This is a genomic window from Sanguibacter sp. Z1732 (genome assembly GCF_051020515.1).
Taxonomy (GTDB): Bacteria; Actinomycetota; Actinomycetes; order Actinomycetales; family Beutenbergiaceae; genus CALKWS01.
In genome coordinates this window covers 2,363,452-2,377,499 of sequence record NZ_CP194857.1, presented here as the reverse complement: position 1 = coordinate 2,377,499, position 14,048 = coordinate 2,363,452, and the positions used below count along the sequence as shown (strand labels likewise).

The 14,048-nt window shown below is 72.6% G+C and carries 11 protein-coding genes and 1 pseudogene; 6 read left to right on the top strand and 6 right to left on the bottom strand.

The window, feature by feature from the left end:
• Positions 1–6 precede the first annotated feature (6 nt).
• On the bottom strand, positions 7–1,044 hold the full coding sequence (gene nudC, locus ACRRRO_RS12465) for an NAD(+) diphosphatase (RefSeq protein WP_424796978.1): 1,038 nt from the start codon (positions 1,042–1,044) through the stop codon (positions 7–9).
• A gap of 405 nt (positions 1,045–1,449) precedes the next feature.
• Here nudC and ACRRRO_RS12460 point away from each other — a divergent pair, with 405 nt between their 5' ends.
• Positions 1,450–2,532 carry a phosphotransferase gene (locus ACRRRO_RS12460; protein WP_434080341.1) on the top strand — a complete coding sequence of 361 codons (1,083 nt, stop codon included), beginning with the start codon at positions 1,450–1,452 and terminating at the stop codon, positions 2,530–2,532.
• 45 nt (positions 2,533–2,577) lie between these two features.
• Here the strand turns inward: ACRRRO_RS12460 and ACRRRO_RS12455 are convergent, their stop codons facing one another.
• From ACRRRO_RS12455 to ACRRRO_RS12435, 5 genes are all read right to left on the bottom strand, one after another.
• Entirely contained in the window at positions 2,578–5,784 is a 3,207-nt protein-coding gene (locus tag ACRRRO_RS12455; RefSeq protein ID WP_424796980.1) for a UvrD-helicase domain-containing protein, read from the bottom strand.
• Positions 5,781–6,398: a RecB family exonuclease gene (locus ACRRRO_RS12450; RefSeq protein WP_434081583.1), complete on the bottom strand. Its 618-nt coding sequence runs from the start codon at positions 6,396–6,398 to the stop codon at positions 5,781–5,783. Before ACRRRO_RS12450 ends, ACRRRO_RS12455 begins: the two co-directional genes overlap by 4 nt.
• Before the next feature lie 1,009 nt (positions 6,399–7,407).
• Positions 7,408–8,397 carry a hypothetical protein gene (locus tag ACRRRO_RS12445; RefSeq protein WP_434080340.1) on the bottom strand — a complete coding sequence of 330 codons (990 nt, stop codon included), beginning with the start codon at positions 8,395–8,397 and terminating at the stop codon, positions 7,408–7,410.
• Positions 8,354–9,010 (bottom strand): UvrD-helicase domain-containing protein, encoded by a 657-nt coding sequence (locus ACRRRO_RS12440; RefSeq protein ID WP_434080339.1) that lies wholly within the window; start codon positions 9,008–9,010, stop codon positions 8,354–8,356. Before ACRRRO_RS12440 ends, ACRRRO_RS12445 begins: the two co-directional genes overlap by 44 nt.
• Positions 9,011–9,061: 51 nt before the next feature.
• On the bottom strand, positions 9,062–9,844 hold the full coding sequence (locus ACRRRO_RS12435) for a DUF3152 domain-containing protein (RefSeq protein ID WP_434080338.1): 783 nt from the start codon (positions 9,842–9,844) through the stop codon (positions 9,062–9,064).
• A gap of 161 nt (positions 9,845–10,005) precedes the next feature.
• Between ACRRRO_RS12435 and ACRRRO_RS12430 the strand changes: the two genes are divergently transcribed.
• The 5 genes and pseudogenes from ACRRRO_RS12430 (at position 10,006) to ACRRRO_RS12410 (ending at position 14,048) form a co-directional block, all read left to right on the top strand.
• Positions 10,006–10,245, top strand: a complete 240-nt coding sequence (locus ACRRRO_RS12430) for a DUF3107 domain-containing protein (RefSeq protein ID WP_424787519.1) — start codon at positions 10,006–10,008, stop codon at positions 10,243–10,245.
• 81 nt (positions 10,246–10,326) lie between these two features.
• Positions 10,327–11,358, top strand: a complete 1,032-nt coding sequence (locus tag ACRRRO_RS12425; protein ID WP_424787518.1) for a 3-oxoacyl-ACP synthase III — start codon at positions 10,327–10,329, stop codon at positions 11,356–11,358.
• A complete protein-coding gene (locus tag ACRRRO_RS12420; RefSeq protein ID WP_434080337.1) occupies positions 11,355–12,047 on the top strand; it encodes an alpha/beta fold hydrolase in 693 nt (230 codons plus the stop codon). Before ACRRRO_RS12425 ends, ACRRRO_RS12420 begins: the two co-directional genes overlap by 4 nt.
• Positions 12,044–12,151: pseudogene (locus tag ACRRRO_RS12415) on the top strand (hypothetical protein); the annotation flags it as partial. The gene ACRRRO_RS12420 and the pseudogene ACRRRO_RS12415, both read left to right, overlap by 4 nt.
• Before the next feature lie 304 nt (positions 12,152–12,455).
• Positions 12,456–14,048 (top strand): AMP-binding protein, encoded by a 1,593-nt coding sequence (locus ACRRRO_RS12410; RefSeq protein WP_434080336.1) that lies wholly within the window; start codon positions 12,456–12,458, stop codon positions 14,046–14,048.

Here is a 14,048-nt window from a genome sequence, read left to right as displayed (position 1 = left end):
AGCCGCCTACGTCGGCAGTGGCCCGCCGTACCACTGGGCGATGAGGTGGTGGGCGATGGAGGTGGCCCGCGGCAGCACCACGTCGCCATCGGTCACGGCCCGGGCGAGTGCGGTTCGGCTTAGGAACATGGCCTCGGTGACCTCCACGCCGTCGGGCGTCACCTCGGTGGTCCGGGCCCGCCCGCTCATACCCACCATCAGCGAGGCCGGGAAGGGCCACGGTTGCGAAGCCTGATAGGTCACCTCACCGACGAGCACACCCGTCTCCTCAGCGACCTCGCGGCGCACGGCGGCTTCCAGGGACTCCCCCGGCTCGACGAACCCGGCCGGTACTGAGAACCGTGTGGGCGGCCACGCGGCACCGTGGGCCAGGAGCAACCGGTCGTCGTCATCGGTGATCGCCATGATCACCGCCGGGTCGGTGCGGGGGAAGTGCTGGGATCCGTCCACGCTGCACCGGCGCACCCACCCGGCCTCGCCCACCGCGGTGGGCCCGCCGCAACGAGGGCAGTACCGGTGGGTGCTGTGCCAGTTCGCCAGCGCCACCGCCTCGGTGGCGAGTCCGGCATCGCGGGCGGGGAGTCGCCAACCCACGTCCCGCAGGTGGGAGCGGCGGGCGCCCGGCGCGCCCTGCGGGTCATCGGTGCGGCGGGAGATCTCCTCGGCCCAGTCGCTCACGCCGGTGGCTTCGGGGTGGACCTGGGCCAGGTAGGCGTGCTCGGTGTCGCGCCCCAGGTAGAGGAGCACATCCTCGGTGCCGACGCCGGTGGTGGGCACCGGGGTTGCACCACCCGGGGCGGCCGGGCCCCCACCGGCCGCGCCGCCGGCACCATCGGGTGCCTCAGGTGCGTCAGCGCCACCGGTGCCGAGCGGGGCGGTGAACATCAGCGCGTCATCGGATCCGGTGAGCACATCACCACCGATGAGGTGCAGGACCCGGGTGGAGGGCAGGTCCAACAGGCGGGCGATCAACCCCTCCCGGACGCGGCCGAGGCCGTCGCGGTCCACTCCGGAGCGAGAGAGGGGCAGGTCGTCTGAGCGCACCCCTCCACGGTAGACGGCCCCGCCGGCTCGCGCCGCCATAGCGGGACACACCGGGCGCCTCACAGGGCCGGCGCCCGCCGGTGGGCATACCGTGGGGAGGGTGTCGACCAGTCCCCGTTCGCCGCTCGCGTTGGCGGCCCTGGCCACCGTAGCCATCCCCGGCCTGGACGTGGTGGCCACCCGGCCCCCGCACCACACCGGGGCCGGCTTCGACGTCGCCTCCCTGATGGACGCCCAGGGCCGGCGCTGGACGGTGCGCGCGCCCCGGAGCACGGTCGCCGGTGCCGCGCTGGAGGGCGAGGTCGACCTCCTGGCCGTGCTGGCCCAGGCAGTGGACAACGAGTTGCTGCCCTTCGAGGTGCCCCGCCCGGCAGGGTTCGCGGCCTGCCGGAGGGGGGCCGTGCGATGGTCTACCGGGAACTGCGCGGCCGCCCGCTGCAGGTACAGGCGGTCTCGGCGGCCCTGGCCCGGCGGCTCGGGCAGACCCTCGCCCGGATCCACGACCTGGACACTGCTGTGGTGGCCGACGCCGGTCTGCCGGTCTACGACGCCGAGTCCTACCGCACCCGGAGGCTGGCCGAACTCGATGAGGCCGCGCGCACCGGGCACGTCCCGACCGATCTGCTGCGCCGGTGGGAGCGCGCGCTGGAGGATGTCCGGTTGTGGAAGTTCATCGCCACACCGGTGCACGGGGACCTCGCCGGGGAGCACATCCTGGTAGACGATGACGAGGTGACGGCGATCCTGGACTGGGCCGACGCCCGGGTAGCCGACCCGGCCGACGACCTGTCCTGGTTGATCGCGGCCGCGGCGCCGGAGACCGGCGATGCGATCCTGGCCGCCTACACCCAGGCACGCGGGGACCGGACCGATGAGTTCCTGGCGGCGCGGACGCTGCTGGCCAGCGAACTGGCACTGCCCCGTTGGCTGATGCACGGGGTGCGCACCCGGGACAACTCCGTCATCGACGACGCCATCGACATGCTCACCGATCTGGACCGTGCGGTCGCCGACGCCGACCCGATCGGTCAGGTGCCGGTGGTCAGCACCGACTGGGTGACCGGACCGGTGCCGCTGCGCACCGACGGCGCCGGTGCCGAGGATGACCTCGACGGCGGCACGGACGGTACGGGCGGCGACCTCGATGACACCCGCGACACCGCGGAGGCCGCGGAGGCCGCGGGTGCCGCGGGTGCCGCTGCAGAAGCCGGTGCCGACGATCCGCGGTTCGCCGCCTATGCGCACGCGGAGGACATGGACTACGGGACCGCCGGGATCGACGAGCCGACGGTTGAAGGTGGCATCCCGGTCAGGAACGACGACGGCGGTCACGACCGCAGCAGGCGCGACGACGGCACCGGGGTCCTCGCAGACGCGCCGGAGACCGCCGACGTCCCCGCGCCGGACCCGATCGAGCCGGACTATGATCGCACCGATCCCGGCCGCGGCGGCGACGACGCCCCCACGGGCCAGTTCCCCTCGCGCTGAGGACCCTGTGCTGCCCTCGGGCTGAGCACGGCCCGGCCGCGCCCATCAGGTGGGGGGCTGGAGCAGATCCTCCAGTTCGGCCTCGGTGAGTTCGGCGGCGTGGACGGTACGGTTCTGGGCGACGTAGTGCAGCGATGCCTGCACGGTCTCGATCGGAACCTGGTGCAGGCGCGCCCACGCGAGGCGGTACAGGCCCAACTGCACCTGGGTGGCGTGGCGCGCGGCGTCATCGTGCGGTGGGGTGCCTGTCTTCCAGTCCACCACGTGCACCCCGTCGGTGGTGGGGAAGACGGCGTCGATGCGGCAGCGCACCGCCACCTCCCGGATCAGGATCTCGATGTCGACCTCTACCGCCACCGGTGTCCGGGTGGACCAGTCGGAGTCCAGGAACGCCTGCCGCAGTGCTGCCAGTTCCTGATCGGGCCCTTCCTCCTCCGCCCCTGGCAGCAACTCCCAGTCCAGCAGTGTGCGCGCCCCGAAGTACTGCTCCACCCAGGCGTGGAACTGGGTGCCGCGCCGGGCGGACCCCCTGGGGCGGCGCGGCACCGGGCGGCGGCGGTGGCGCCAGAACTGCGGCGCGTCCCGGGCCAGTTCCACCATCGCCGAGGCCGACAGGTGCTCGGGCATCGTGACCTGGGCCGGGTCGACGGCGTCCCGCTCGGCGAGCAGCAGTTCGGCATCGGCCCACCATCGGCCGGCCTGGGAGGTGGTGGGCACGGACTGCTCCCGCTGATCGGCGCCGTCCCAGATCTGTTCCCACGCGGTGGCCACCGCGTGGGCGGGTCGGGGCCAGGTCGCGACCTGGTCGGCGTCGGTGCGCGGGTTCTCTGGGTGCGCGCTTGCCGTGGGCCAGTTCGGGCCGGGATCGGCGAGACCGTCCTGGACCAGTGGCTTCAGGAACGGCGAGGGGACCGAGACCCTCTTGCGGGTGCCCCAGAAGCAGGAGGTCAGGATCAGCACGTGTCTGGCCCTGGTCATCGCGACGTAGGCCAGCCGCCTTTCCTCGTCGAGCAGCCGCTCGCCCTCCTCGTGGCAGAACTGCGTGCGCGCCTGCCGTACCTCTTCGATGGTGCCGGCGCCCTGGATCGGTAGGTCCGGCAACCAGTCGTGGTCCCCGCGCAAGCCGTAGGGCAGGGCGCGCACGTTGGTCAGCCACCCGGGGTTCAGGTAGTGACCGTCCTTGTTCGGGGCCAGCGTGGGGAAGTCACCGGTGTTCAGGCCCGCCACCACCACGGTGTCCCACTCCAAGCCCTTGGAGGCGTGCACGGTCATGATCTGGATGGCCGTGGGGTCGGGTTCGGCGACCATGAGGTCCAGTCCCCGTTCCTCCTCCTCCACCGCATCCAGGTAGGACAGGAAGGCGCCCAGGCCGGGTTCCTCCGTGCCCCCGGTGAAGGAGGCCGCCGCGGTGGTGAAGGCGTCGAGGTTGCGCCGGGCGTGTGCGACGGAACCGGGTACGTGCGCGATCACCTCGATGTCCAGGCCCAGGATCTGCTCGGTGGTGGTGACCAGTTCGGCCATGTCCAGGTGGGTGAGCGCCCGGATCCGCCGGATCTGCCCGGACAACCGGCGCAGCCGCTCCCGAGCCTTCCCGCTCAGGGTACGGCCGTGGCGATCGGTCCAGGTGCCCCGGGGCAACCGGTCGACCGCCTCGACCAGACTCGAGCGCTCGTCGGCTTCCAGAACTTGATCGGCCTGCGGCTGCGCCGCCTGCCCGGACTCCTCGGGCCGGCCCCGGGTCTGGGCGGCGGCCCACTCCCACAGCACGGCCAGGTCCGCCGCACCCAACTGCACACTGGGGCCGGTGAGCAGGCGCATCATCGCATCGCCGCGGGAGGGGTCGTGCGCCACAGTGAGGGCCGCACGGATGTCGGCTACCTCCGCAGTGGCCAGCAGCCCACCCAGGCCCACCACCTGGCAGGGCAGCCCGGCGGCCAGCAGCGCCTCCTCGATCAGGGGGAACTGGGAGCGCTTCCGGCACAGCACGGCCGCCGTCGCCGGGGCCTCGGGGTCATCGGACCAGTGCCGGGTGAGGACCCGCGCGATCTGGGCGGCCTCCTCCTCCACCGTCTCGGCGCAGTGGGCCAGCACGGTGCCGCGACCCGCTGCCGGGGAGGGGCGCAACGGCGGCACCATGGTGGCCGCGACACCGCTGCGCAGTGGTTCGGCGATCCGGTTGGCCACCGACAGGATCGCGGTGTCGTTGCGCCATGCGGTGCTCAACGGGGTGACCGCGGCCGGTTGCCCGTCGGCGACCCGGAAGTGCTCGGGAAAGGACAGCAGGGTTCCGGCCGCTGCCCCGCGCCACCCGTAGATCGCCTGGTTCGGATCCCCCACCGCGGTGACCGGGTGGCCGCCACCGAACAGGGCGGTGAGCAACTGCACCTGTGCCACCGAGGTGTCCTGGTACTCATCCAGGAGCACCACGGGATACCGAGTGCGCTCCAGGGCCCCGACCTTGGGGACGGCCCGGGCGATCCGGGCCGCCATCCGCACCTGGTCGCCGAAGTCCACGACGCCCTCGCGCTCCTTGCGTGCGCCGAACTCGGCCACGAGTTCCATCAGTCGGGCGCGCAGATCCAACGATGCGGCGATGTCGCTGACCTCCTTGACCATCTTGCCCGAGACCGCGAGCAGGTCCTGGGCCTGGGCTCGCAGGTCCTTCGCCGTCTCCGCCGGCTCCAACCCGTGCTCGGCCAGCTCGGCAGCCAAGGAGGTGACGGCGTCCACCACCGTGCTTCCCGCGTAGCCGGTCTCCAGGTCCTGCGGCCAGGCGCGCACGATCTGTTCGGCCAGTTGGAACCGTCCGGCGTCGCTGATCAGCCGGGCGTCGGGGTCCAGTCCCATGCGCAGGGCGTGGTCGGTGAGCAGGCTGGCCGCGTAGGAGTTGTACGTGGCGATCCGTGGCTGATCCTCCAGGCTCACACCCGGGCCTACACCTGCCTCTGATAGTTCGTGCAGCCGGGTGCGGATCCGCTGCGATAGTTCCGCGGCGGCCTTGCGGGTGAACGTCAGCCCGAGCACCGAGCCCGGTGGCACCAGCCGGTTGGCGACCAGGTAGACCACCCGGGCAGCCATGGTCTCGGTCTTGCCGGAGCCGGCTCCGGCGACTACCAGCAGGGGTTTCAAGGGTGCCTCGATGATGCGGGCCTGCTCGGCGGTGGGCGGATGGTGGCCCAGCAGTCGGGCGACCCGGGCAGCACTGTGCGTCACCGGCACCGCACCGGCCGAGGCGACCTGCGCCGTCGTCATCGGACCGGCTCCACCCGGGCGCCGGAGGGGAAGGCGGGGCAGGAGGAGCGCACCGGGCAGCGCGGGCAGTGTTCGTTCGGCCGGGCCTCGAACGTGCCCGAACGCAAGATCCTGCCCGCATCGGCCAGCAGGTGATGCGCCCACCGGGGGTCCTCGGCCTCGGCCAGTGGGGGCTGGTAGCGGATGGTGGCGGCCGTGGCCTTGGTCCCGGGATAGACCAGCGCTGCACCCGCGCTGCCCACATCGCCGAACGCGCCCGCCTCGGTGGCGACCTGGTAGGCGCCCAGTTGGGGGTTCGTGCGGGCCTTCGCCACCGACTCCGCGGTGGCGCCGGTCTTCAGGTCCACGATTCTGACCTGGCCCTGGCCCACATGCTCCACCCGGTCCGCCCGGCCGCGGAGCCGTACCTGGTCGAGTTCTGCGGTGAAGGCCACTTCGACGTCCACCGGGCCGGGCCGGGTGGCCATGTACTCGGACAGCCGGGTGATCATCGACTCCGCACGGGCACGCTGCGCCGTGGCCATCCAACCCTCCGCCAGGCCGAGGTCGGGCCAGCGACGCTCCAGCATCTGCCGCATGCCGGCCTCATCGCCGTCGGGGTGGGCGGCCGCGATCTCGTGGATGAGGTTGCCGAGTTGCTGACGTCGGAGACTCCGGGTTCACCGCCGTTACGGGTCAGCACCCACCGCAGCGGGCAGGTGGTGATCTGCTCCACTGCCGAAGGTCCGATGGTGGGCACCTGGTCCTGCGCCAGCAGGGGGGCTTCGGTGGTGGGGGCGAACAGGGCTCCCCACCGGCTCGGGTCGGCTTCGGTGACACCGTGCTCGGCCAGATAGGACAGTACGGCGGCGGCCTCGGAGGCCTGCGCAACCTCGGCGGGTGTCGGGGCCGGATTCGCGGAGCCGACCCCTGAGGTGCCGGCGAGCACCGGGCGCAGCGCGGCCCGCAGTTGCCCCACCAATCCGCGCAGGTCCAGCGGGGGCGGCACCGCCGTCGTCTCGTGATCGGTGCCCGGTGTGAGCAGGTCCAGGAACATCGAGGGCCGCTCGTCCTCGTCCAGGATCGCCGTGACGTACAACAGCCGCCGGGCGCGCGAACAGGCCGAGATGAACGCACGCAACTCGCCATCGGCGACATCGCGGCGGGCCCGGCGCATCCGGGTGGCCTCATCCTCCCCGCGCACTTCACGTGCTGCGGCCAGGTCGGCCAAGTCCGCCGAGCCGAGCAGGGTGTCGCGGATCCGCAGATCCGGCCAGACGTCCTCCTGCACACCGACCACCGCCACCACCTCCCACTGCCCGCCGGCGGCCCCGGCGGCGGTGTGCACCGCCACCGCCTCGGCCTGGTGGCCGCGGGCGGCGAGGGTGTCCGCGGGGAAGTCCTGGGCCATCAGATGCTCCACGAACGAGCCCGGGGAGGAGTAGGCGGTGCGGTCCATGAACTGCTCAGCCGCTCGGAACAGTGCCAGCACCGCGTCCAGGTCCGCGTCGGCCCGGTCCGCGCCGACGCCACCGGACAGCGCCTGCTGCTGCCAGATGCCCGCCAGCCCGGTGGCCTCCCATGCCGCCCAGAGCACCGTCTCCGCGGTTGCCTCGGGATCGGTCACGGCATCCCGGGCAGCACTCAGCACCCGGGCCACCCCCCGGCGGGACCGCGACGGTACCGGGCGGGCAGTTCGCCCGCGGAGTCAGGATCGGACAGCACATCCAGAAGCGCCTCGGCGGAACTGCGGGTTCCCCCCTCCTGGCGTTCCCGGGCGCGCAGGTACCGCCGCAACCCCCGCAGCGTCACCGGGTCCAGGCCCCCGATCGGGCTGCTCAGCAAGTCGATGGCGGTAGGCAGGTCCAGTTCCCCGGCCAGGGCGGTGCGGAGGACCGCCAACAGCGGGCGGACCGCGGGTTCCTCACGCAGCGGCCGGTCCGCGGGCGCCGCCGCCAGCGGCACTCCTGCGGCACGCAAACCCCGCCGGACCGACCCCAGTTGGGCACTGGAGCGTGCCACCACCGCCATCTGTGACCACGGCACCTGGTGATGCAGCCGCGCGATCCGCAACTGGCGGGCCACGAATGCGACCTCCTGCGCCGGACTGCCCAACACGGCTGTGCGCAACCCGCGCGGTGGGTGGTCTGCGTGATCGTCCTGCCCCGGAGCCTCCCGGCGGGCGCCGGCCGCTAGTACCGGTAGCGCGCGGGTGAGTCGGCGCACGGGGTCCCGCACCGACTGACCGTGGCGCCACACCCGGTCGAGCACATGCTCGGTCGCACCCCAGGCCGCGTCCGCGGCGAATGCGGCCGAGTCCGCGCCGCCGGGTCGGGGCGGCGGTGCGGCCGCGGTGGACAGGAGCGCCGGCACGCCACCGCGGAAGGACTGCACCGCGGCATCGGCGTCACCGAGGACGACCAGGCCGGCGCCGTCGTCACCCAGCGCCCCCAGAAGTCGGGCCGTGGCCAGGGTCGCGTCCTGGTAGTCGTCGTGGACCACCAGGGACCACCTCGGCCGGTCCACCCCGGGCAGGTCCCGATCCCAGGTGAGCAGGGCACTGACGGCTTCGTCGACGATCCCGGCCGCGTCATACCGCGCGCCACGGTCCGGGGTGATCTGACCCAGGGCCATCACCTGGGTGTACTCGGTGAGGACCTGTCCGCCCCCCCCATTCCAGCCGGTCGCGGGAGCGGCCCAGCTCACTCAGTTCGGCGCCACTGAGGCCCGCCTCGGCGGCGCGCATCAGCACGTCGCGCAGTTCGTTACGGAAGGCCTGCAGTCCCCAGGTCTGCGGGCCCACACCCTCGGGCCAGGTCGCCGGGCGGCCCTCCCCCTGGGCGTGCCCGGCGAGCAGTTCGGCGAGCACCTGGTCCTGTTCCGGTCCGGAGATCAGCGTGGGTGCCGGCTCGCCCAGGTGACTGGCGCGCAGCCGCAGGATCGCGAACGCCAGGGCCGCCGGAGTGCGTACCACCGCCTCATCGAGCGTGCGGCCGATCCGGCGGGTGACCTCGGTGCGAAGGTCCGCGGCGCCGGTGCGGGTGGGCACCAGCAGGATGGGTCGCTCCCCCGCCAACGCCGCGGTGACCGTCAGAGCCACCGCCAGGTGCGTCTTGCCCGAGCCCGGCGCACCGTGCACGACGTGCCGCCCGCCGTCGGCCACCGCCCGGGCGACACGGCGCTGGGAGACGTCCAGGCTCGGCACGCCGGAGCCGACGGCGGCACGAGTGAACACCGGGGAGGACATGGCCCCATCCCATCATCTCGATCCGACATCGCCGGACCGGCCGCGGGCAGATCAGTCCGGGACGATCCACCCGTTGGGTTCGCACCCGTCCAGGGTGATCGACTGCTGCACCATCACCGGCGCCGGCTCACCCGGCGCGGGGCACTGCGCGTGACCGTGACCGAGTAGGTGCCCCACCTCGTGGTTGACCAGGTAGTGCCGGTACTCGGTCCGGTTTCCCCCGGCTTCGCTGAAGGTCTCGGCACCCTCGGCCCAGCGCAACGCGTTCAGCACCGCCCCGTCCGGGGTTGCGCAGGAGTACTCGCCGCCGGTGGGCAACGGGTCGCACAGGTCATCGACCGTGTCCGGGGTGGCGAGCCGCACGAGTAGGTCCGCCTCGGTCCCGGCGCCGGCGTGGGCGAAGGCGACGTCCATCTGCGCCGACCAGCCGCGCTCGTCGTTCAGGGTGGTCACCACGAAGTCGGCGAACCGCTCGAGGTCGATGGCCAGGTCACGCTCCACCTCGATGTCGACCGTCAGCACATCGACGGACTCCTCGACGGCGTCCTCCGGAATCTCCTCGGCGATCCGGGCGGCATCGAACTCGCCGGATCCGGACTGGGGTACCACCCGGCTGAGCAGCCCGGCCGAGGCGTCGCCGGGACGCAGCCGATCCTCGAGGGCGGGCAACCTGGGCCCGTACACCCCATCGGGTCCCCCCGGATCGCCGCTCGGGGTCGGCCAGGGGTCGGGTTCGTCGACCAGTGCGGCCCCGATCGACTGCGACTGGGCACCGAGCAGCACTGCGCCCAGCAGGGCGCAGAGGACGATGATCGCTCGACGCATGACCTCCATACTGGCAAACCTTCGTCGAAGTCTCGACCCCGGGGTGTGCTCGGACACCTTCGGCGCACCCCCTCCCGTGGTCGCCACCGTCACCGTGCTGCGGTCACCGCCGGGCCCGGTGGCGCCTACGATGGGGGAAGTTCAGGCCGACCCGCACAGAAGGAGGACACGTGGAGATCACGATCGGAGTCAGGAACGTGGCACGAGAGTTGACCCTGGACGTGTCGGAGGATGCCGAGGAAGTGGCCGAATCCGTGCACAAGGCCCTCACAAAGGCCGAGAGCGACCCGGGCGCGGCCCTGGACCTGACCACCAGCAAGGGCCGCCGGGTGATCGTGCCGGTGGCCGCGCTCGGTTTCGTGGAGTTCGGCGGCGACGAGCAGCGCAAGGTGGGCTTCGGCACCCTCTGAGCCGGTCGACGACAGTGACCGCACGGTGCCGCTGACCGATCCCTGCGAGCGCGCCGCTGCTTGAGCAGTTAGGTTCAAGTCGTGACAGGCAAGAACGCGAACTTCCGATACCGCAACACCTCCGTGCTGTCGGTGACCCATATCGAAGCACCGGTGCGGATACCCTCCGCCCGCTTCGAGCAACACCTGGCTACCACCCGTAAGCGGTTGCGACTTCCGGACAACATGCTGGAGCGGATCTCCGGCGTGACCGAGCGGCGCTGGTGGGAGGAGGGAACCAGATTCGACGACCCGGCGATCGAAGCGGGCGCCAAGGCGATCGCTGAAGCCGGTGTCGACCCGGCCGGGGTGGGATTGCTCGTGAACACCTCGGTGACCCGCACGCAGTTGGAGCCCTCGGTCGCGGTACGGGTGCATCACGAGTTGTCGCTGCCGTCCTCGGCGATGAACTTCGACATCGCCAACGCCTGCCTCGGTTTCGTCAACGGCATGATGCTCGCGGCGACCATGATCGACGCCGGCCAGATCGACTACGCCGTCATCGTCAACAGCGAGGACACCCGCGCCACCCAGGAGCGAACCCTGGCCCGGCTCGGGCGGCCGGAGGCCACCCGGGAGGACTACCGCCGCGAGTTCGCCTCCCTCACCCTGGGCTCCGGAGCGGCGGCGGCGGTTCTTGGCCGTACCGACCTGCATCCGAACGGCCATCGCATCGTCGGTGGAGTCAGCCGCGCCGCCACCGAGCACCATGGCCTGTGCGTGGGCAACCTGGAGGGGATGTTCACCGACACCAAGGGCCTGCTCGAGGGTGGACTGCCGCTGGTGGTGGCCGCCTGGGAGGAGGCCAACAACGGGGCCGGTTTCCAGTGGGACGGGATGGACCGGTACATCACCCACCAGATCTCCACCCCGTACACGCAGGCGATCATCGACGCCATCGAGCTGCCGGCCGAGCGGGTGCCGATCACGTTCAACCACTGGGGGAACGTCGGACCGGCCTCGCTACCGATGACCCTGGCCGCGCAGGCCGCCGACCTCGCTCCCGGTGACCGGGTGCTGTGCATGGGTGTGGGATCCGGCCTGAACACCGCCATGCTCGAGTTGCGGTGGTGAGCATCTCGGACCTGCGCGGTATCGCCCCGGGGTGGAGCAGGCACATCACCGTGCCCGGCACCGCAGCGACCTCGCCGGTGACCTGGCACGTGCTGGACAACATCGCCGACCTGGGCGGACCCGCGCGCGGCACGCTGCTGGCCGTGCACGGGAACCCGACGTGGTCCTACCTGTGGCGAGAACTGCTCACCGCGGGAGCCGGCGCCGGGTGGCGCGTGGTGGCGGTGGACCAGCTGGGGATGGGTTGGTCCCAGCGCGATGGGCGCATGCGCCGACTGGCCGACCGGGTGAGTGAGCTCGGTGCCCTCACCGACCACCTGGGACTGGGCGGACCGGTGGTGACGGTCGGTCACGACTGGGGCGGGGTGGTCTCCCTCGGCTGGGCGACCCGGCACCCCGATCTGCTGGCCGGGGTCGTCCTGACGAACACCGCCATCCATCACGACCACGAGGCGAGCACGATCCCCGCCCTGCTGCGCCTGGCGGGCCACCCGGTCATTCATCGTTGGGCGACCCGAAGCACCCGCACCTTCCTGCGCGCCACCCTTGCCCTGGCCCAGCGCCCGCTCCCGAGGAGGTCACCGGTGCCTACCTCGCGCCCTACGCCAAGGCCCGGGACCGGCACGCGATCGCCGACTTCGTCGCAGACATCCCGGCGGACCCCCGCCATCCCTCCCACGACGCGTTGACCACGATCGCCGCCGGAACCGCAGCGCTCACCGTCCCGGCGCTGCTGCTGTGGGGGCCGCGAGATCCGGTCTTCGCCGAGCGGTACCTGCGCGACCTGCGCGCCCGGCTGCCCCAGGCCGACGTGCACCGGTTCGAAGGGGCCGGGCATCTGCTGCCCGAGGACGCCGATGTGGCCGGCACCGTGGTTCGCTGGCTCGCCGAACGCCTACCCGCCACCAGCACCGGCCCCACCGAGACCGGTACCGGCGCCCCCACGCGCCACACGGCGGCCGGGAACAACGCCGCCGCGGACGGCAGCGCTGACGCCGCCCCGCCCCGGCTCCGCCGCCTCACCGCGGTCCTGGACGAACGGGGCCAGGACGCCGAGCCCGCGCGGTCTGGCCCTGTCCCGGGCCGGTACCGAGACGGTGACCTGGCAGGAGTTGGCGACCAGGGTGCGCCACCTGGCGCTGGGACTGGCCGACCTCGGGGTGCGCCCCGGTCAGCGGGTGAGCCTGCTCATCACTCCGGGTGTGGACCTGACCACCGCACTGTTCGCATGCCTGCGTCTGGGAGCCGTCGCCGTGCTCGCCGACCAGGGCCTGGGCCTGCGCGGTATGAGCCGCGCCCTGCGCGGCGCCGGCCCGCAGTGGCTCATCGGAGTCGACCGCGCCCTGACCGGCGCACGGCTGCTGGGGTGGCCCGGCCGGCGGGTCGCCACCGGGCACACCACACCACGGCACCGAGCCCTCGGTGCCCGCACCGGCCTGGCCGACCTGATCGCCCGCGGGGCGGGCATCGAGCAGCACGGAGGCACGCTGCCCGCTGAGCCGGACCCGGAGGATGATGCGGCGATCCTGTTCACCTCCGGATCCACCGGACCGGCCAAGGGCGTGACCTACACCCACCGCCGGCTGGCGGCCATGCGCGATGCGCTCGCCACCACCTATGACCTGGGGCCGGGCTCGGCGTTCGTGGTCGGATTCGCCCCCTTCGCCCTGATCGGTACCGCGCTCGGTTCCGCGGCGATCACCCCGGACATGGACGTGGTCGCCCCGGCCACGCTCACCGCCGCCGCGCTGGCCGACGCCGTCGCCGCCAGCGACGCGACCGCGGTCTTCACCTCCCCGGCCGCCTTGACGAACGTGCTCCGCACCGCTGCCGACCTCACCGAAACGCACCGCAGTGCCCTGGCCGGGGTGGAACTGTTCCTGTCCGCCGGTGCGCCGATCGCCCCCGAGTTGCTCGCGCAGGTCGGTCGCATCATGCCCAATGCCTCGGCCCACACCCCCTACGGCATGACGGAGGTGCTCCCCCTCACCGACATCGACCTGACCGGTCTGCATGCCGCTGCCGAGGACGAGGCGGCCGGCGTCACCGGTGCCGGTGGCGGCAGCTGTGTGGGCCACCCCGTCCCGGGGGCGCTGGCCCGGATCATTCCCTTGGACGACGACGGCGCCGCCACCGGCGATGCCACCACCGCACCGGGCATCACCGGTGAGGTGCTGGTCACCGCAGCCCACCTGAAGCGCACCTACGACCAGCTGTGGGCCACCCAGGCCGCCGGCGCCGACCATGCCGGCTGGCACCGCACCGGGGATGTCGGGCACCTGGACGCACGCGGCCGGCTATGGATCGAGGGTCGCCTGGCCCACATCATTCGTACTGCCGGGGGCGTGGTGACCCCGGTGGCCATCGAGCACGCCGCGCAGCAGATCCGGGGGGTGCAACGGGCGGCCGCCGTCGGTGTCGGTCCCGCGGGCACCCAGCACGTCGTCGTCGTCCTGGAGACCGATCCGCAGATCGATCGGCACGCCGGCGCCGCCCCCGCCCTGGCCACCCCGGGCCTGACGCGGGTTGTGCGCCAGGCGGTGCGCGCCCGATGCGGCCTGACCGTGGCCGCTGTGCTGCGGGTACCGGAACTGCCCACCGACGTGCGGCACAACGCCAAGGTCGACCGCGCCCGGCTGGCTCAGTGGGCCGAGCGCGCGCTGGCCGGCGGAAGGATTCAGGCGCCGTGA